19 protein-coding genes are annotated in these 16253 nt (G+C 69.9%); 11 read left to right on the forward strand and 8 right to left on the reverse strand.

Annotated elements, in window-relative coordinates:
- Positions 1-261: 261 nt before the first annotated feature.
- On the reverse strand, positions 262-2052 hold the full coding sequence (locus ACIBQ1_RS60370; protein ID WP_397292476.1) for a hypothetical protein: 1791 nt from the start codon (positions 2050-2052) through the stop codon (positions 262-264).
- Between the two features lie 307 nt (positions 2053-2359).
- Here ACIBQ1_RS60370 and ACIBQ1_RS60375 point away from each other — a divergent pair, with 307 nt between their 5' ends.
- Complete coding sequence (locus ACIBQ1_RS60375) at positions 2360-2599, forward strand: hypothetical protein (protein ID WP_397292478.1); 240 nt, start codon at positions 2360-2362, stop codon at positions 2597-2599.
- Here ACIBQ1_RS60375 and ACIBQ1_RS60380 read toward each other — a convergent pair.
- Together ACIBQ1_RS60380 and ACIBQ1_RS60385 are read right to left on the reverse strand one after the other, a co-directional pair.
- Positions 2596-3330, reverse strand: a complete 735-nt coding sequence (locus ACIBQ1_RS60380; protein ID WP_397292479.1) for an alpha/beta hydrolase — start codon at positions 3328-3330, stop codon at positions 2596-2598. The two genes, ACIBQ1_RS60375 and ACIBQ1_RS60380, sit on opposite strands and share 4 nt — an antisense overlap.
- Before the next feature lie 698 nt (positions 3331-4028).
- Positions 4029-4991, reverse strand: coding sequence for a serine protein kinase RIO (locus ACIBQ1_RS60385; RefSeq protein ID WP_397292481.1), 963 nt, complete (start codon positions 4989-4991; stop codon positions 4029-4031).
- A gap of 483 nt (positions 4992-5474) precedes the next feature.
- Here ACIBQ1_RS60385 and ACIBQ1_RS60390 point away from each other — a divergent pair, with 483 nt between their 5' ends.
- Together ACIBQ1_RS60390 and ACIBQ1_RS60395 are read left to right on the forward strand one after the other, a co-directional pair.
- Entirely contained in the window at positions 5475-5789 is a 315-nt protein-coding gene (locus ACIBQ1_RS60390) for a hypothetical protein (RefSeq protein ID WP_397292482.1), read from the forward strand.
- 166 nt (positions 5790-5955) lie between these two features.
- Entirely contained in the window at positions 5956-6498 is a 543-nt protein-coding gene (locus tag ACIBQ1_RS60395; RefSeq protein WP_397292483.1) for a pentapeptide repeat-containing protein, read from the forward strand.
- Between the two features lie 61 nt (positions 6499-6559).
- Here ACIBQ1_RS60395 and ACIBQ1_RS60400 read toward each other — a convergent pair whose 3' ends face one another.
- Positions 6560-6721: a helix-turn-helix domain-containing protein gene (locus ACIBQ1_RS60400; protein WP_397292505.1), complete on the reverse strand. Its 162-nt coding sequence runs from the start codon at positions 6719-6721 to the stop codon at positions 6560-6562.
- Positions 6722-7000: 279 nt separating this feature from the next.
- Here ACIBQ1_RS60400 and ACIBQ1_RS60405 point away from each other — a divergent pair, with 279 nt between their 5' ends.
- The 4 genes from ACIBQ1_RS60405 (at position 7001) to ACIBQ1_RS60420 (ending at position 10316) form a co-directional block, all read left to right on the forward strand.
- Complete coding sequence (locus ACIBQ1_RS60405; protein WP_397292485.1) at positions 7001-7633, forward strand: hypothetical protein; 633 nt, start codon at positions 7001-7003, stop codon at positions 7631-7633.
- Between the two features lie 251 nt (positions 7634-7884).
- The gene (locus tag ACIBQ1_RS60410) at positions 7885-9267 is read left to right on the forward strand and encodes a tetratricopeptide repeat protein (RefSeq protein ID WP_397292487.1); all 1383 of its coding nucleotides are present in this window, start codon (positions 7885-7887) and stop codon (positions 9265-9267) included.
- A gap of 154 nt (positions 9268-9421) precedes the next feature.
- Positions 9422-9835 (forward strand): transposase, encoded by a 414-nt coding sequence (locus ACIBQ1_RS60415; protein ID WP_397292488.1) that lies wholly within the window; start codon positions 9422-9424, stop codon positions 9833-9835.
- Positions 9836-10010: 175 nt separating this feature from the next.
- Positions 10011-10316 carry a hypothetical protein gene (locus ACIBQ1_RS60420; RefSeq protein WP_397292490.1) on the forward strand — a complete coding sequence of 102 codons (306 nt, stop codon included), beginning with the start codon at positions 10011-10013 and terminating at the stop codon, positions 10314-10316.
- Between the two features lie 84 nt (positions 10317-10400).
- On the opposite strand, the gene ACIBQ1_RS60425 is transcribed toward ACIBQ1_RS60420, so the two are convergent.
- Entirely contained in the window at positions 10401-11138 is a 738-nt protein-coding gene (locus ACIBQ1_RS60425; RefSeq protein WP_397292492.1) for an SDR family NAD(P)-dependent oxidoreductase, read from the reverse strand.
- A gap of 305 nt (positions 11139-11443) precedes the next feature.
- Between ACIBQ1_RS60425 and ACIBQ1_RS60430 the strand changes: the two genes are divergently transcribed.
- Complete coding sequence (locus tag ACIBQ1_RS60430; RefSeq protein WP_397292494.1) at positions 11444-12037, forward strand: TetR/AcrR family transcriptional regulator; 594 nt, start codon at positions 11444-11446, stop codon at positions 12035-12037.
- 181 nt (positions 12038-12218) lie between these two features.
- Here the strand turns inward: ACIBQ1_RS60430 and ACIBQ1_RS60435 are convergent, their stop codons facing one another.
- Positions 12219-13229: a tyrosine-type recombinase/integrase gene (locus tag ACIBQ1_RS60435; protein WP_397292495.1), complete on the reverse strand. Its 1011-nt coding sequence runs from the start codon at positions 13227-13229 to the stop codon at positions 12219-12221.
- Positions 13230-13738: 509 nt separating this feature from the next.
- On the opposite strand from ACIBQ1_RS60435, the gene ACIBQ1_RS60440 reads away from it, so the two are divergent.
- The 3 genes from ACIBQ1_RS60440 (at position 13739) to ACIBQ1_RS60450 (ending at position 15500) form a co-directional block, all read left to right on the forward strand.
- A complete protein-coding gene (locus ACIBQ1_RS60440; RefSeq protein WP_397292497.1) occupies positions 13739-13873 on the forward strand; it encodes a hypothetical protein in 135 nt (44 codons plus the stop codon).
- A gap of 20 nt (positions 13874-13893) precedes the next feature.
- Entirely contained in the window at positions 13894-14658 is a 765-nt protein-coding gene (locus ACIBQ1_RS60445) for an SDR family NAD(P)-dependent oxidoreductase (RefSeq protein WP_397292499.1), read from the forward strand.
- A gap of 68 nt (positions 14659-14726) precedes the next feature.
- Positions 14727-15500: an SDR family NAD(P)-dependent oxidoreductase gene (locus tag ACIBQ1_RS60450; protein WP_397292501.1), complete on the forward strand. Its 774-nt coding sequence runs from the start codon at positions 14727-14729 to the stop codon at positions 15498-15500.
- A gap of 12 nt (positions 15501-15512) precedes the next feature.
- Here the strand turns inward: ACIBQ1_RS60450 and ACIBQ1_RS60455 are convergent, their stop codons facing one another.
- Entirely contained in the window at positions 15513-15998 is a 486-nt protein-coding gene (locus ACIBQ1_RS60455) for a TetR-like C-terminal domain-containing protein (protein WP_397292502.1), read from the reverse strand.
- Positions 15995-16132, reverse strand: coding sequence for a hypothetical protein (locus ACIBQ1_RS60460; RefSeq protein WP_397292504.1), 138 nt, complete (start codon positions 16130-16132; stop codon positions 15995-15997). Before ACIBQ1_RS60460 ends, ACIBQ1_RS60455 begins: the two co-directional genes overlap by 4 nt.
- Positions 16133-16253 lie beyond the last annotated feature (121 nt).

A 16253-nucleotide genomic window follows, 5' to 3' on the forward strand; every position in this document is an offset into this window, starting at 1 on the left:
AAGATCACAATAGTCAGGAAGATCCGCCTCCAGGTAGACGGAGCCAAGCCACCCCTCACGATCACGTCCATCGCGACCGATCGGTTCGATCTGCTCCCGCTGGAGGTCGGACACACCGCCGAGATGGCCGTGGTCCCTCGCCCCCTTCCAGGGGAGCTGGCACGAAGAGAGCCTCCCGGCGCCCTCGAAGAAAAAAGGGAGGCCGGGGGCTCTCGAATGCGATCTTGTACGTGAATCAGCGGGGACTTACTGACGTACGGATCACAGGTCGTGTACGTCGTGAAGGACGGTGTCGGCGGGGTCGCCGAACAGCGGGCCGGGAGTGGCGAGCAACTGGTCGACGGCCTCGGTACGGGACGCGGCGCGGCGCACGACGACGCGCCCGTCAGGGTTGAGGGCCTGCCAGCGGCGACCGGTCCGGTAGACGCGGCCCAGCTCCGTGTCGTCGTAGCCGTCGTCGATGTGCACGCGGTAGGAGCCATCGGCCAGACGCGGCAGATTCTCCGTCAGCGCGGCGGCGGCCAGCTGCGCCGGGGTGAAGGGGCTGATTGGCCGCTCCCGCGGCGAGCGGGCGCGCGGCCGGCGGGCGGTGCGGGCTTCGGGGTCGAGCTCGGGCAAAGGGGCGGGGGCGATGAGTGCGGCCAGCAGCGCGGTCACGGCCTGCACGCGGTTGGTGCCGGCCGATCCGGGTACGGGGCCGTCCAGCGTGCAGGCGACGTCACGGCCGCGGGAGTCGCGTTGCAGCCAGCCGACGCAGCGGCCGCGCACGATCACGTCGACGCGGCCGGGGACGCGGCCCTTGAGCAGGCTCCAGGACGCCAGCGCCGCCGGCGAGGTGTCCATCGTTCTGCCCCGGTGGTCGTCGAGCCGCCCGACCGTCACCCCTGCGCGTTCGGCGCCGCCGATGCCCAGCGCGGCCGCCGCGCGCCGGGCGAGGTCCAGCCCGACCACCACGCCGTGCCCGGGCGCGTCGTCGGCGGGCAGCGTGGTGACGAGCCGCCCGTGCCGGTCGTGGACCTGCCAGCCCTCGGGTGCGGGATGCAGCCATCCCACCCGGGCCCCGTCGACCAGGAGAACACGGTTCCCGCCGCCAAGCTGCGCCAGGTACACCTCAGACACCGGCGCGGCCGGGGGCCTCTGGTCGACCGGCTGGGCGTGCTCGGCGAGGCCCCCCGCGAGTCCTTCAGCGAGGCCTTCGCCGGACGCCTCGGTGAGGGCCTGGCCGACGTCGGTCTGGTCGGCGTCAACGGGCGCGGGCGTCGCCCGGCGCCCTCTGGTGCGGGTGGCCGGTTCCTCGACCGCCGGCTCGCGCGCCGAGCTCGGCGCTGCGGCGTCAGCCGTGGGGGTGGGGTCGGCCTCCGGAAGGGGAGCGGGACGGGGGCCTGTTCCGGCCAGCTCGGCGAGGCGGGCGTGGCCGGCCGCGGTGAGCGCCCTGACGTCGCCGGCCTTCAGGGTGACCAGGCCCCGGTCGCGCAGTCTCTCGACGTGGTGGTGGACGCGGCGCTCAGCCTGGTCGTGCCAGCCGTCGCCCCGGTAGAAGGCCGGGATGTCGGCGTACGGGCCGGCCAGGACGCCGGTGGCGATGTCGGCCAGCAGCTGCTGGTCGACCGGGTCGGTGAACGGGGCGAAGTCGGGGCCGGGCTCGTGCAGCTCGATGTGCGGGTAGCGGGCGCGGTAGCGGTCGGCGTTGGCGCGGACGTGGGCGCGGCCGGTCTCGGTGATCCACCGGCGGGTGTCCTCCTGCCGCCCACGCTGGTCGCGGCTGATGACGTAGGCCACCTCCACGCCGCGGCGGCGGTGGCTCACACCGAGCCGACTCCAGGCCGGTCCGTCCTGGGCGATCCAGCGGCCGTGCTCGCCGGCGGCGTAGGCGGCGGCCAGCAGCCGCCACAGGTCCTCGGGCAGCAGCCTGCCATCGTCGGCCGGGCCGCCGTCGCCGCCATCGCCGGCGTCGCCCTTGTCGTTCTGATCCTCGTCATGGTGCGGGGTGGGCGAGGTGTGGTCCATGTCGGCCTGCTGCCCGAAGCGGCGCCGGGCGGTGTCAGGGTGCATCTCCAGGGCCTGGCACCGAAGCCGTCGCCGCCGCGCTCGCCGAGCACGACCCCAGCCGCCGGCACCACTGACCGGCCACCATCCCGGCCTTCGGTACTGGTGAGGTACAGCCGTTGGCGCTGAGAACAATCATGGTCGTTTAGGCCCTCCACTCGGGAAGCTGCGATGAGACCCAAGTAGGACTGCGTAGCAATCACTACGGCCTGTGACCAGCGTTCGGTGTGGAATTTGGCGTGGTGCTCCATGTTGCGCTTGGTTCGCAGACGGCCGGCTGCTGGCCGCCAACCCCGACCCGGCCTGGGCGCTGGTGGTCGGGTCGGTCGCCTGCCCGGCGATCGGCAAGGTACGAGCTGAGTGCCTCACGTGGGCCCGGCTGATGGAGGCGGTGGTGGCCGGGCGCCGTCCCGACCGGCCGGTCGGGACGGTTGTGCATCTGCTGGCCACCGCTATCGAGGAGGGCCGGGGCTTGTCCTCGATGAGCGGCGTGCCGGCCGGCGCCGCCTACCGCCTGCTGCTGGCCTGGCGGCGGGCCCCGGCCCGCGGCTAGCGCAGATGCCGGGCGAAGAACCCAGCCGCGTCCTCCCCGGCGAACTGCGGGACACCGGTGTGCCCGCCCATGTTGGCGTGCAGCGTTTTCTCCTTGGAGCCGAAGGCGTCGAACAGGTCCAGGGCCGCCTGCCTGTCGTTCCCTTCGTCATCCCACTGCAGCAGGACATGCAGCGGAATGGTGACCTGTCGGGCCTCCCCGAACATGGTGCGAGGCACGAAACTCCCGGCGAAGAAGCCGGCGGCCACGATGCGCGGCTCGATCAGTGCAAGCCGGATGCCGATGGAGATCACTCCCCCCGAGTACCCGACCGGGCCGCCGATCTCGGGCAGCGCAAGGAGGGCGTCCAAGGTGGCCTGCCATTCCGGGACCGCCTTGTCGACGAGCGGGAGGATGAGGGCGTCGATGATCTCGTCGCCGACCGGCTCGCCGGCCTCCATAGCCCGGCGCAGGTCGGCGCCTACCTGCTCGGCGCCGGCCCAACGGGGCCGGTCACCGCTCCCCGGGAGCTCGATGGTGGCCGCAGCGAAGCCATCCGCCGCGGCGTGCCGGGCCCGCGCCACCAGCCGGGGGTACATCTTGTGCAGTCCGAGCGGGGGGTGGCCGAGCAGGATCAGCGGGACCGGTGCGGACGCGGATGAGGGCGTCCATAGGATGCCGGGGATCTCACCGAGGGTGAATTCGCGTTCGACGACGCCGTCGTCGAGGCGCTGTTCAGAAGTGAATTGCATGGTCGTGCCTTTCAGGAGTGCTCTTGAACGGCACTCCCGGACGACCTATCGCCCGACCGTGACCCCGGAGGGGAGCACCCATGTCGATACTGCGTTCACGGGTACCACCTCCTCGTTCTCTGGCACGGCCTCCAGAAAGCTAGCAGTGGTCGCCGTGGTCCGCCAACGGGTTTTCGCGGAGGCTCCGTGGCCGGATGCCACGGAGCCACTCGCCTGAAGCCCAAGGCCGTGTCGTAAAGGGCTTCGCTGTGACGTGATCGCAGCGTGACGAAATCGGAACACTGCGCAGAGCTACCTGGGGTCTCATCGCAGCTGTCCGAGTGGAGGGCCGTTTGGTGCATGATCCGCTCGTTCGCTGGGGTTCGGCGAAACCCTGTCGGGTGGACCCTGGGTCTGGTGAAGGTCCGGTCGTACCAGTGGAGTTTCTGGGTGATGAGCAGGCCGAGGCGTACGGGACGTTCGCCGAGGAGCCGACGAGGCCCCGAGCTGGAATGAGAGCCGGCGGCCTTCAGGGCACTGATCAGTTCGCCGGGAGGAGGGTGATCCAGGCGCCGCGGTCCAGGTACAGGCTAGAGGTTGCCACCAGCCCCTCGCCCACGGTCTCGGTCAGCCACTGGTCGTCACCGACTTCGCCGCACCGCTGTAGGTTCCGGATAGACCTGTCGGTGTCCGAGTGTGTTGTCGTCAGCAGAAGGCGATCAGAACACCATCGTAAGCAGGTCGGCAAACAGCTCCTGTTCATCGATCTCGAGCCCGCGGTTCGTGAACCAGGTGGCCATGTTGTGGCAGTCGCGCATCAGGAAGTCCATGCCCTTCGGGTTGCCGACGATGTCGACGACCTGGGGCAGGTCGATCATCACGATCCGCTCGGCCTGCGCGAGGACGTTGTACGGCGAAAGGTCGCCGTGCGCGAGTCCCGCGCGGGCCAGTTCACGCATGCCGTTGCGGAGCTGCTCGAAATACACACCGAGCAGCTCCTTCGACGGCCGGACCTGGGCGAGCCGGGGCGCGGCACCGCCCTCGCCGTCGTCGATGAACTCCATCAGCAGCTCGGTGCCGTCCACCTGCACGGGATACGGCACCGGGACGCCGGCCTTCCACAATCGGTTGAGGGCGTCCCATTCGGCGTATGCCCACTGACCGGCCGCGACACTGCGGCCGTGCGAGGTCTTCTTCGCCATCGCCCGGCTGTCGCGGCTGTTGCGGGTACGGCGGCCTTCGACGTACGACGTACTGCGGTGGAAGGACCGGTGCTCCTCGGTGCGGTACCTTTTCGCGGCCAGCAGCGAGGACTTCGCCGGGTTGTCGCCGATGGCTTCGACGGCCCGTTCGAGCAGGAAGACGTCGGCTTCCTTGCCGGTTTTGAGGACGCCGAGCTCGGTGTCGATCGCAGCCTGTTCCGTCACAACCCACGAGGGGCGTGGTTCCGGGCCGCGAGAACCGCGCTCGACCTCCAGCCAGGTGGACCACCGCTGATCCGGGCCCGGCTCCTCGTCGACCGAATGGAACGTGAAGACGAAGGCTGCGGCCGGATCTGGTTGGGACTCGTCACGGGTGAATTCCGACCGGGGGGAGTCGAGGTCGGAGTAGATATCAGAGGGCTCGTACTCGGAAGACAACGGGTGTGCTCCTGAACAAAGAGGTGGGACTGATGCGGACATGCCGCAGCGCAGTGATGGCCATCCGTCAGCCCTCCTTAGTCCAGGCAGCGCTCTCCGCCGCTCGATCGACCCAGCATGCCCCGCCCGTTTGGACCCCGCAACGTATTTACCGGAGCTGGGACCGTGCGGTCGGGCTCGGCCGGAGCTCCAGGCACTACTCAGGCACCTTCTACCTGGGCTAACACCGCTCGCGTGTACTTGGTGACAGCCTCCTTAACGGCAGGCCAAGTGCCCACGAGAGTGTCAGTGGGGTCTTGCCGTCGGATGTCAGTGGAGCCAGAAACGACGGAGATGTCCAACGAGGTGGGCGTTCCCGACTGACACGTCTACGGTCGAGTGCATGGGCTGGATGTTCGCGCTGTGGGGGCTGGGCGGTGGGCTGGCCATCGAGGCGCTCGACTTCATCAAGGCGGTGCGGCGGGTGGGCCACGGCTGGCCCTGGCGCTATCCACATGGGCCGGGCGGCGGCCCTACCTGGTCTCGGTGCTGGGCCGCGCGGCCGCCAGCGCGGTGGTGGCCGGCGCCGCCGGCGCGTCGGTCAACGGCATGACACCCCTCATCGCCCTGGCGCTGGGAGCGGCCGCACCGCTCATCCTGGAAAAGCTCAGCCAGCAGATCCCCGTGCAGGCCGACCTCCCCACCGTCGCCGGCATGACGAGACCCGCCGAGATGGGGCCGGCCGCCGCGGCGCCCGATCAGGGCGATCAGTCCAGGCCGGGCATCATCGCCGAGCCGGGGGCTGCGTCATCGGCCGACCCGGTCACCAGGCAGGTAGGAGAAAGCGATGCTGCGCGCTGACTCACTCGCGGGCCGGCTCATCACGGCCTTCGCCCGTACCTCGCCCGCTTTCCGCCCGACCGGCGACCGCAAGCCCAGACGGTCGTGGTGGCGAGCCTTTGCCCGCACCACCCCGGCATTCGCACCCTCGTGGCCCCCGATGTGGCCCGGCGCGCTCCTGTTCGGCGTGGACCTGACCGGCGCCGACCTGAGCAACGCGGACCTGAGCAACGCGAAGCTCACCCGTGCGGACCTGACCCGCGCGAACCTGGGCGGCGCGAACCTGACCGACGCGGACCTGCCCCACGCGACCCTGAACGGCGCGAACCTGGTCGACGCGGTCGGGACCCGGGCGAACCTGTTCGGTGCGGACCTGATCGGCGCGAACCTGACCGGCGCGAACCTGACCGGCGCGGTCCTGACCCAAGCGGACCTCACCCGCGCGAACCTGACCGACGCGAACCTGACCAGCGCGAACCTCACCCGCGCGAACCTGGACGGCGCGCACCTGGCCGACACGGTCTTGATCCGCGCGGACCTGACCGGCGCGAACCTCACCCGCGCGGACCTTGACCGCGCGAATTTCGCCGGTGTGGTCTGGAGTGAGCGGACCCGGTGGCCCACAGGCGAGTGGGAGGCGCGCCTGCGAGCGGCCTCCGAGCAGTTGCCGGACGGTCGGCTTCGGGTCCGCGCGGAGGATGTCTCGGACAGCGCCCGGATCCACGCCTAAAACACCCCAGGCGGCGGCTGCATGGTGCCGGACGCACGGGAGGCCCTGGAAGAAAGGATCGTCAGCGGGAGGGCGCGGCGCCCATGGCGGCGGGCGGGTCGTCGTTCTCCAGCGCCCGATACAGCGTCGACCGCCCCACGCCGAGTTCCAGGGCGATCCGGGTGACCGACCGGCCGCGCTCGCGGCGGGCCCGGGCGGCGGCGAGCACGTCCTCGGTCACCATCACCGGGCGGCCACCGACGCGGCCGGAAGCAGCGCAGAGAACTACGGACAAGCCGGCGCTTCACAGTCCTCTGCACAGATCCCCGAAAGCCCAGGACATCCGTGCACACAACTTCGGAAAGTGACAACGGGTTTCGGGACGATAGTTCCTGCGGAAACGTGATCGCGGCAAGTCCTGCGGTGGCCGTCCCGCAAACAACCGTTTCGCGACGTCGTGATGACTGGTAACGCGTTCGCCACTATGGGCCCGCTCGTGCCGGTTCGGGAGCACTCTGGAGACATGTCGAAGACGACGCCGGGGGCGGAAAGCGCGCCAGGGTCGCGGCTGTGGCGCGGCGTAGCGGTGATCGCGGTCGTGGTGTTGGCGGCCTCGCTGGCGGTGGGGCTGGTCTGGTTCTTCGCCGATCCGCTGCACCTGCCCACGGACGTACTGGGGGTGCTGGATCAGCGGGCCAGCGTGGTCGGCATGTTCACCGGCATGGTGGTCGGTGTGGCCGGGCTGGTGGTCGCCGTGATGGCGTTGCGGGCGCAGGTGCGCGCCGACCGCGCCCAGCCGGCCACCGTCGCTACTCCGGACCCGCCGGACGCCGCGCGGAAGGCGTTGCCGCAGGTGTCAGCCTCGGGCGAGCGGTCGATCGCCATCGGCGGCAATAACACCGGCATCGTCTCGACCGGTGACGGGGCGCGTAACGTGCAGATGCGGGCGCAGGCCTCGGGCCAGGGCCGGGTGTATCAGGCCGGCGGCGACCAGACCATTCACGAAGGCGACGATCACCGTCGCGCCTACGGCGGCGATCACCTCGAGTTCCACCACAACACCTTCCACGACAAGGTCGTAGGCAAACAGGTGGGCGACCCCTACCCCGCCGCGCCGGATGGGAATGACGACGGGGATGACGATGGACGGCGCTGAGGGCGACCACATCGACTACCACGACAACGTCATCAACAAGGCCGTGGGCGTCGAGCACCATCACCACTACCCACCCGCACCCGAGCCCGGCCAGATCGTCGAGGGGGACATCCCGCAGCGCCCGCCCGGCTTCCAAGAGCGCCCCCAGCTGACCCAGCGGCTCGCCGAAGTGCTCGGCGAACCCGGCGCCAGCGGGCGGGATGCGGGCAGCGGCGGAGCGGTGGTGATCTGCGCTGGCCGGCACGCCCGGAGTGGGCAAGACGATGCTGGCCGCCTCCTACGCCTGGGCCTGCCAGGCGGCGCGCTGGCCGGTGGTGGCCTGGATCGCCGCCGAGACCCCCGACCAGATCCTGGCCGGGCTGGCCGCCCTGGACGAACGGCTCGGCGAGCGCCGGCCTGATGATGACGCCGCCACAGCCGCGCGGCGCGCCAAGACCTGGCTGGCCGCCACCACCGAGCCGGCCCTGCTGGTCTTCGACAACGCCACCGACGTGGCCGCGCTACGCGCCTGGTGCCCGGCCACCGGCGCCACCCGAGTGATGATCACCTCGCGCAACCGCGCCTTCCTGCGCGCCTATGAGCCGGTACAGGTGGAGATGTTCACCGCCGCCCAGGCGGCGGCCTTCCTGCACGAGCGCACCGGCCTGGCAGATCCGGCTGGCGCCGCCGAACTGGCCGCCGAGCTCGGGCATCTGCCGCTGGCCCTGGCCCAGGCCGCCGCGATGATCTCCCGGCTGCCCCTGGACTACCACGGCTACCTGGAAGAGCTACGCGCCTTCCCCGTCGGCGACTACCTGCCCGCCCAGCACGGCGACGCCTACCCGGCCGGCACCGCCGAAGCGATCTTGCTGTCGGTCACCCAGGCCGAGGCCGCCCTACCGCCGGCGCAGGAATTGCTGGGCATGCTCGCAGTGCTGTCCCCAGCCGGCGTCCCGCTGCCGATCCTGCACCGGTGGACCGGTGCGGGCACCGAGCCGGTAGGCGCCCGGCAGCTGCTGGCCGACCTGGCCGACACCTCGCTGATCACCTTCAGCGAGGACCGCCAAACGGTCTTGATGCACCGCCTCATCCAACGTGTGCTCCGCGAACGCGCCGCCCACCACGGCGGCCTCGACACCCTTCTGGACCAGGCCACCGGCCTGCTGCACGCCTTCAACGCCACGCTGCCCGACGGCTCCGGCACGTGGGCGGCTCGCGCCGCGGTCGAGCTGCTCATCGAACAGACCGACATCCTCTACCGGCAGGCCCGTGCCAGCAACGGCCTGCCTACTGACCTGCTGGATCTCCGCGCCTGGTGCGGCCGGTACCTGTACGACGTGGCCGACCTCACCCGCGCCATCCCCCTGCTGCAGCAGACCTTCACCGACCGGGAGCGGGTGCTGGGCGGCGACCACCCCTCCACCCTGACCTCCCGCAACAACCTCGCCCACACCTACCAGTCGGCGGGGGACCTGGACCGGGCCATCCCGCTGTACGAGGCCACCCTCGCCGAATGCGAGCGGGTACTGGGCGACGACCACCCGACGACGCGTATCGTCCGAGGCAACCTTGAGCGGGCTGCCGCGGAAAATGCCGGGAGATCCGTTAGGTGGTGGAAGCGCGTGCTGCCGGGGCGAGGGCGGGAAGGCCGTTGATCTCATAGGGTCTGACGATTTAAGGCTGCAGGTCAGGGGTTGATCGCGGTTCGGCCACGGAGGTTGGCATGGGAACGGCCGTCTGGGCATGATCGGTCTGCGAAGAAACGATCACCAGAACGGCCGTGGAGTTCATTGTGCCCTGTAACGCGCCATGCGGGAAGTCTCCGCTCTGGAGCAGCTGGCGGCGTTCCGCGCCGAGGTGTACTCGGTGTTCGGCAGGTGGGCCGATGCGTTGTTCGAGATCGTGGATGCGCTGGCGGGTGCCGGGCGGCCGATCCGCAGTGTGGCGGAGTTGATGTTCGACCGAGCGTGCCGGCGGGGCTGGGGCAGCCTGTATCAGGCGCTGGAGTCTGGTGAGGTCATCGTCGAGCAGGCACGGGATGTGCTGGCCCGCTGGGTGCGCCCGGCCGGGCCGGCAGGGGTGGCGATGTTCGCCATCGACGCCTCCAAGTACCCGCGGCCCGGCACCCGGTACGTTCCTGATGTCGGCATGCAGTACGACGCCGCCCTGGACGGGGGCCGGCCGGAATACACCAGAAACGGGCCGCGGGGAGTCCATGGCTAGCTCTCACCTGCGGCTTCGGGCGCGGTGACGCGCGATGTTGGGTGCTGACCACGAACCGGTTCGGCGGTCCCCTTATCCGCTGGACGAGCACATCGTGGAGTGGCTCAAGTAGGTGTTCGGCGTGCAGGGATGCAGAGGAGGGAAAGGGACACGACCTGCGAAGGGCAGGGACGCGATGGGCATCTACCTTCATTTGAAGGAGTGGGACTCCTGGGCGGACGCCGCCGAATGGAATGACGCCGTCGAGTGGGCGGGCGACCTGTGCGGCCCGCTGTGGCACAGCGCCTTCGCCGCCCACTACCAGGGCCCGGACGCGACGGCCGCTGTCCTGATCGCCGCCGGAGGGCTGTGGCTGCCGTGCAGCCCACAGCCCTCCGGGGTGTTACTCAAGTTCCTCGACACTCGCGGCCGGTGCAGCGGTCAGACGATGTCGAAACTCGCGGGCAAGCTTTGCCGCTCTCTGCGTACATGGCCCATGTGAGCGCTCCCGCGGAGCTCTGGACCGTGGTCTTCTTCGACTCGATCGCCAGCGGTGAGGGCCCGCGTGATGCCGTAGCCGGGGGTGTCAGAGCTGGGTCTGGCCGCCGTCGACGACGAGGTCGGCTCCGGTGGTGAAGCGGTTGTCGTCGGCGGCGAGGAACAGCACGGCCGCGGCGACCTCCTCGGGCAGGCCCATGCGGCCCACGGGGACCATGGCGGCCATGGCGGTGCGCAGAGCCTGCGGGTCCTCAGCGGCATCGAACGCGGGGGTGTCGATGGCTCCCGGGCTGATCGTGTTCACCCGGATCCCGCGGCCTTTGAGCTCGCGCGCCCAGGTGCGGGAGAAGGACCGCACGGCGGCCTTGGCGGCGTAGTAGGCGGTGTAGTCCGGTGTGCTGTCCATGTGCCCGCCCGAAGAGATCAGGATGACCGAGCCGTTGTCATTGAGCAGCCCAAGCGCCTTCTGCACGGTGAAGAACGTGCCCCGGGCGGTGACGGAGAAGACCCTGTCGAAGTGCTCGGGGGTGGCTTGGGCCAGGGTGGCCTGCTCGCCATGGGCGGCGTTGGCGACGATGACGTCAACAGAGCCCTTCTCGTCCTTGACCTGCTGCCACAGGCGGTCGAGGTCTGCCAGGCGGGAGATGTCGCCCTGCACGCTGGTGACGTTGCGGCCGATCTCGGCTCGGGCCTTGCCGAGTTCCTCCGTGCGGCGGCCGGTGATGTACACATACGCGCCTTCGGCGACGAACGTCTTGGCGGTCGCCAGGCCGATCCCGCTGCTTCCTCCAGTGATGACCGCGGTCTTGCCGTTCAGCTTGCCCATGAGGGGCACCCCTATCTTTCACGTGTTGATCTAGAGTGATGAAATCGTTGCGCTCTGTTGCCGTGAGGTCGGCTGGCCATCGGCGGTGCGCGTCGGCGTCCCCGGTCTCGCCTCTTCGGGCCGCCTGTCTGCCGACTGCCGTGCTGGTCACCAGGCGACCGGCAGCCGGTGATCTTCATGTGGATTCTCTCTGTGGATCGAGCCTCATGCCGGGTCCTGTCCGTGACCGAGCGGACGCCCCAAGCACAAGCTAGCCAACACATGTCGGCAAAACAACTTGTGTCGGTTAATGTAGAGTGGTGGCCATGGCCACGACGCACCACGGCACCCCGGCCGTCGACCGCCGCGTGCGCCGCACTCACGCGGCCCTGCACAGCGCGCTGATCCGGCTCGCCGAGGAACGGGATCTGGAGCAGATCAGCGTCGCGGACGTGACCGAACAGGCCGGGGTGAACCGCACGACCTTCTACGACCACTACCGGAACGTGCATGAACTGGCCGAGGCGGCCTGCACCTCGACGATCGACAACCTCATCGAGTCTCTGCCCGCCTTCGACCCTGCCGCGGCCGCCCCCGCTTGCTCCCTCGTCGCCTTCTTCGAGATCCTCGGCGAGCACGCCGGCCTGTTCCGCAGCCTGCTCGGCAATCAGGGCAGCCCCCGCGTCATCGGCCACATCCGCGGCCGCATCACCATCACCGTCCACGTCGCCGTACGCCGGAAGGCCGGCGCCGCGCCGGACAGCATCTCCTCGGCCGACATCCCGCACGACGTACCCGCCGCGTTCATCGCCGGCGCGCTCCTCGGCGTGGCCACCGACTGGCTCGAGCGCGGCTGCCCGCGCACCCCGGCCGAGATGGCCACCCTGACCTGGCCCCTCCTCGTCACCGGTCAGTCCTGAACACGCGCCATGTCCCCGATGGACAGAGGGACCGCGCCGTCACGCTGCAGACAGTACGCAGCGAACATCGGCAGCGGGCCTGCAGGCGCGAGCCGAACCGGAAGCCGGGAGCTGATTCCCCACGTCAGGGCATGTTCGGCGGCTGGTGCCACGTGACGAACGGCGCCGCACACGAACGCGGTTACAGATCTTCGACGTAGCCGGCGGCGATCTCCTCAGGCGGGTTGGTGTACAGCTTCAGGTACCGCTCGTTGGCGTGGCCCAGGCGGCGTTCCAGCTCGGCCCGGTTGTGGCCGGAGGCTTGGGAGAGCAGGTAGGCGAAGGTGTGGCGCAGGTCATGCGGGCGCAGCCTGCCGAGCCGCCGGTCGTCGCTGGCGATCTGCAGGTCGTGGATGGCGCCGATCTCAGCCACGATGGTGTTGATCGAGCGCGGAGACAGCCGCCCGTCGGGCCGACGGGCGGCGATAGAGGAGGCGGCCAGGAACAGCGCGGCCGAGTCGGCCGTGGCATCGCGTCCGCGTTCGTGCTCGAGGTAGTCGGCCAGCGCGGTGCAGGCGTCCAGGCCGAGGAAGACGCTACGGCTGGTGCGGCCCTTGCCGCGTACCCCGCTCAGCTTGGCCTTCTTCACCCGTCGCAGCTGGTCGGGTTCGTGCGGCTCCAACTGGGCCAGGTCCAGGCCGGCGATCTCGGCGCGGCGCAGCCCGGTGCCCAGCATGGTGTGCACGATGGCGCGATCACGCAGCGGCCGGGCGTGGCGGTGCGTGGAGCTCCGGCCGCCGCTGCGGTGGCGGCGGCCGGTGAGGTGGTGAAAGGACTCCAACCGGTCGAGCACGTTCTTGACGGTGCGCACCTGGGCGGCGTTCAGCGCACGGACCTCGGGGGCGGGCAGCCGCAGCGGCTCGACTCGCTTGGTCGGATCGCCGCCCGGCAGCAGCGCGGCCGGAGCGTGCGCGCTGATCCACGAGAACAGCGCCGAAGCGTGGGCGAGGTGGTTGTTGACCGTAGCCGGGGCCATGGCCACCGCGCCGCCGTCCTTGCGGCGCCCCCCGGCGGCGGCCAGATGATCGCGCCAGGCGGTGATCTCGCGGACGGTGACCGCCGAGACGCGCGGGTGCCCGAGCCCGGCGGCCAGCCAGCCGCGCAACCGCTCCAGGTGACGGCTGATCTTCGCGCTCACCTCGGCGGAGCGCACCCCCTCACCGCGAGGGCGAGGTAGCGCTCGATCCACACGCCAAGATCGTCATCGGTCGGGTCGAGCTCGCCGGACAGGCTGACAACCTTTCGTGAAGTGATTTTGCGATCCTGCCCCTGGGCCGGAACGGGCGAGCTGGGCTTGGGCGAAGGCACGCGACCAGATTACTTCAGGGAAGGGCCTTTTCCTGAAGTGAACTGGAAGCTCATGTCGTCACTCGCGGTGGAGCCAGTCGATGGCCAGTTGATAAGCGCACCGGCCGACACACCGTCGGCGAGTCGGTCACGGAGCGTCCAAGCGGGAGATCATCGGCGGACGGCGATGTGAACGGCTGCGGTGGTGCGGCTGCGCATGTGGTCGATGACGCGGGGAGTCCCTGTGGTTCCCACAGCCTGCGGCAGTGTCGGCGTGACGCGTCTCTCACTATTTTAAGCCGACACATGTCGTCTAACCGACGAGCGTCGGCTAACGTGGGTGTGGAAGCACCGCCTGCCCGAGAGGAGAAATCCATGACCACGACCGAATCCCCCGATCTCGCCACCGTCCCTGGCGCGCGTGCCATGCGCCGCCCCTGCGATCCGCAGCTCACATTCCGCGATGGCACCGTCATCTGTGGCATCCGCGAACTGCCGGTCGCGCGGTGAACGCGGCCATGGATTCTCGTGTGCTGACAGGCAAAGTGGCGATCGTGACCGGGGCCGGGCAGGGGATCGGGCGTGCCATCGCGATCGCGATGGCCAAGGCCGGCGCCCGTGTGTCGGTCGTCGATCTCAACCCCGCCACGGCCGAGAACGTCGCGGTCGAGCTCGGCGAACACGGCGAGCCGGGTCTCGCGATCGAGTGCGATGTAAGCCAACGGGATCAGGTCGGGAAGGCCGTCGAGCGGACGGTCTCCAAGTGGGGCGGCATCGACATCCTGGTCAACAACGCCCACAACCTGCGTGATATCCGGAGATCGTTCCTGGACACCGACGAGCCGCACCTGCTGCAGCATCTGACGAGTGGCCTGTTCGGCACCTATTACTTCCTGCAGGAGTCCTATCGGTATCTCAAGGCGCGCAAGGGAAGCGTGGTCAACGTGGCCTCGGCCGCCGGCGTGCTCGGACTGCCGCAGCACTTCTCCTACGCGGCCACCAAGGAAGCGATCCGCGCGACATCGCGGGTCGTGGCCAAGGAGTGGGGTCCCGACGGGATCAGGGTCAACACGATCTGCCCGGCCGCATCCGAGACCGAGGCGGCGCGGCCCTATTTCGAGTCCCTGAGTGACGAAGGGCGCGATGCCTATCTGGCCCAGCTTCCGTTGCGGCGCTTTGGCACCGCTGACGATGTCGCGTCAGTGGCGGTCTTTCTGGCCAGTGACGCCTCGGGCTACATCACAGGGCACACCTTGATGGTCGATGGCGGCGGCACCATGGACGCCGCCCGCTGAGCGTCGGGGAACGCGCTCCGGAAAATGTGCCGACAAGACGGATATCACACCATTTCAGGAAGGGCATCATGCAAGGTCTCAACGGAAAGCGCATCATCATCGCCGGTGGTGGGAGTGGAATCGGCGCCGCCACCGCCGAACGCCTCGGTGCGGAAGGTGCCGCGGTCGTTGTCGGCGACATCAACCTCGACGGTGCGCAGGCCACCGCCAAGCGCATCGCCGACATCGGCGGAACCGCCCTGGCCGTCGAGTTCGACCTCACCGACGAACGATCCGTCCGCGCGCTCGTCGGCACTGCCGTCGAGCAGTTCGGCGGGGTCGACGGGCTCTTCAACGTGGCCGCCGACGCCTCGGCGGCCGTGCTCGGCCGCGACGGTGACCTCCTCGACATGGACCCGGCCGTATGGCGGCGGACCTTCGAGGTGAACCTGATCGGCTACGCGCGCACCGCCCGTGCCGTTCTGCCGGTGCTGCTCGACCAGGGCGCCGGCGCGATCGTCAACACCGCCTCCGCCGCGGCGCACGTCGGTGACCACGTGCGGGCGGCCTATCAGTCCAGCAAAGCCGGCGTCAACGCACTCACCCGCCACATCGCCAACCGCTGGGGCAAACAAGGCATCCGCGCCAACAGCGTCTCCCCCGGCATCGTGCTGACCGAGTCCGCGACGACGATGGCCCTGACCCCGGAGGTGCTGGAGTTCACGCGGCAGACCATCCCCAGCCCCCGGCTCGGCAAGCCGGAAGACCTGGCCGGCGTGGTCACCTTCCTCCTGTCCGACGACGCCGCGTGGATCAACGGCCAGACCTGGTCGATCAACGGTGGCGCGCTGTTGCGTGAGTGAAGCCCTCTGGCCTCACGCGCCGATGCTCCCGGCGTCGGTGAGGTGGTGGGCGACGAGGAGGGGCCAGGTCCGTTCGGCCATCTCGGCCGGAGTTCGCGGGCGGTCGCGCTCGAGCCAGTCGGTGGCCACGCCGAGGAGCGCGCCGGCGGTGAACGCGGCGGGTACGTCGTGCGGGATGTCGGTCGGGGAGGTGCCGTTCGGCGGTGCGTCGGTGCTCAGGCGTACGGCGACGTGGACGGTGGCGGCGATGCGGCGGCGCAAATGGCCGATGACGCGGGCGCTGCCCTGATTGCCGAGCAGGCTGCGGAACAGGCCGGCGTGCTCGGCGAGGTTGTCGAAGAAGGCCACGAGGGGCCGGGCGGGGTCCGCGTCCGGGCCGGCCGGTGCGGGATCGAGGACGGGGAGGGGCTCGATCAGGGCGTCGATCACGGAGGTGCAGGCGACCTCGGCCAGTTCGTGCACGTCCTGGCAGCGGTTGTAGAAGGTCGTGCGGTTCACCCCGCCCGCTCGGTCACGTCCGCGACGGTGATCTGCGCCAGGTCCTGTTCCTCGGCGAGCTGGATCAGCGCGCCCCGCAGGGCTGCGTGAGTGCGGCGCACGCGCCGGTCGCCCGTCGGGGTGCTCTGTCTCATCGTGGCCATGAGCCACACACCCCCTTAGAGCCTGCTGACAAAGGGTTTGGTCGGTACGGCCGAGTTGGGGCGATCTCGGCGGTTCTCCCGGTGTGTCACACCTGCGGACAGGAGCGGGCTC

The sequence above is a fragment of the Nonomuraea sp. NPDC050153 genome (genome assembly GCF_044460125.1).
GTDB lineage: Bacteria > Actinomycetota > Actinomycetes > Streptosporangiales > Streptosporangiaceae > Nonomuraea.

Excerpts from the sequence above, each read along its gene's own strand:
- ACIBQ1_RS60385 (WP_397292481.1), bottom strand. The coding sequence starts at position 4,991 with ATGTCCGCATCAGTCCCACCTCTTTGTTCAGGAGCACACCCGTTGTCT.
- ACIBQ1_RS60400 (WP_397292505.1), bottom strand. The coding sequence starts at position 6,721 with ATGGTGACCGAGGACGTGCTCGCCGCCGCCCGGGCCCGCCGCGAGCGC.
- ACIBQ1_RS60425 (WP_397292492.1), bottom strand. The coding sequence starts at position 11,138 with ATGGGCAAGCTGAACGGCAAGACCGCGGTCATCACTGGAGGAAGCAGC.
- ACIBQ1_RS60405 (WP_397292485.1), top strand. The coding sequence starts at position 7,001 with ATGTCGAAGACGACGCCGGGGGCGGAAAGCGCGCCAGGGTCGCGGCTG.
- ACIBQ1_RS60460 (WP_397292504.1), bottom strand. The coding sequence starts at position 16,132 with ATGAGACAGAGCACCCCGACGGGCGACCGGCGCGTGCGCCGCACTCAC.
- ACIBQ1_RS60440 (WP_397292497.1), top strand. The coding sequence starts at position 13,739 with ATGACCACGACCGAATCCCCCGATCTCGCCACCGTCCCTGGCGCGCGT.
- ACIBQ1_RS60415 (WP_397292488.1), top strand. The coding sequence starts at position 9,422 with ATGCGGGAAGTCTCCGCTCTGGAGCAGCTGGCGGCGTTCCGCGCCGAG.
- ACIBQ1_RS60420 (WP_397292490.1), top strand. The coding sequence starts at position 10,011 with ATGGGCATCTACCTTCATTTGAAGGAGTGGGACTCCTGGGCGGACGCC.
- ACIBQ1_RS60430 (WP_397292494.1), top strand. The coding sequence starts at position 11,444 with ATGGCCACGACGCACCACGGCACCCCGGCCGTCGACCGCCGCGTGCGC.
- ACIBQ1_RS60450 (WP_397292501.1), top strand. The coding sequence starts at position 14,727 with ATGCAAGGTCTCAACGGAAAGCGCATCATCATCGCCGGTGGTGGGAGT.
- ACIBQ1_RS60380 (WP_397292479.1), bottom strand. The coding sequence starts at position 3,330 with ATGCAATTCACTTCTGAACAGCGCCTCGACGACGGCGTCGTCGAACGC.
- ACIBQ1_RS60370 (WP_397292476.1), bottom strand. The coding sequence starts at position 2,052 with ATGCACCCTGACACCGCCCGGCGCCGCTTCGGGCAGCAGGCCGACATG.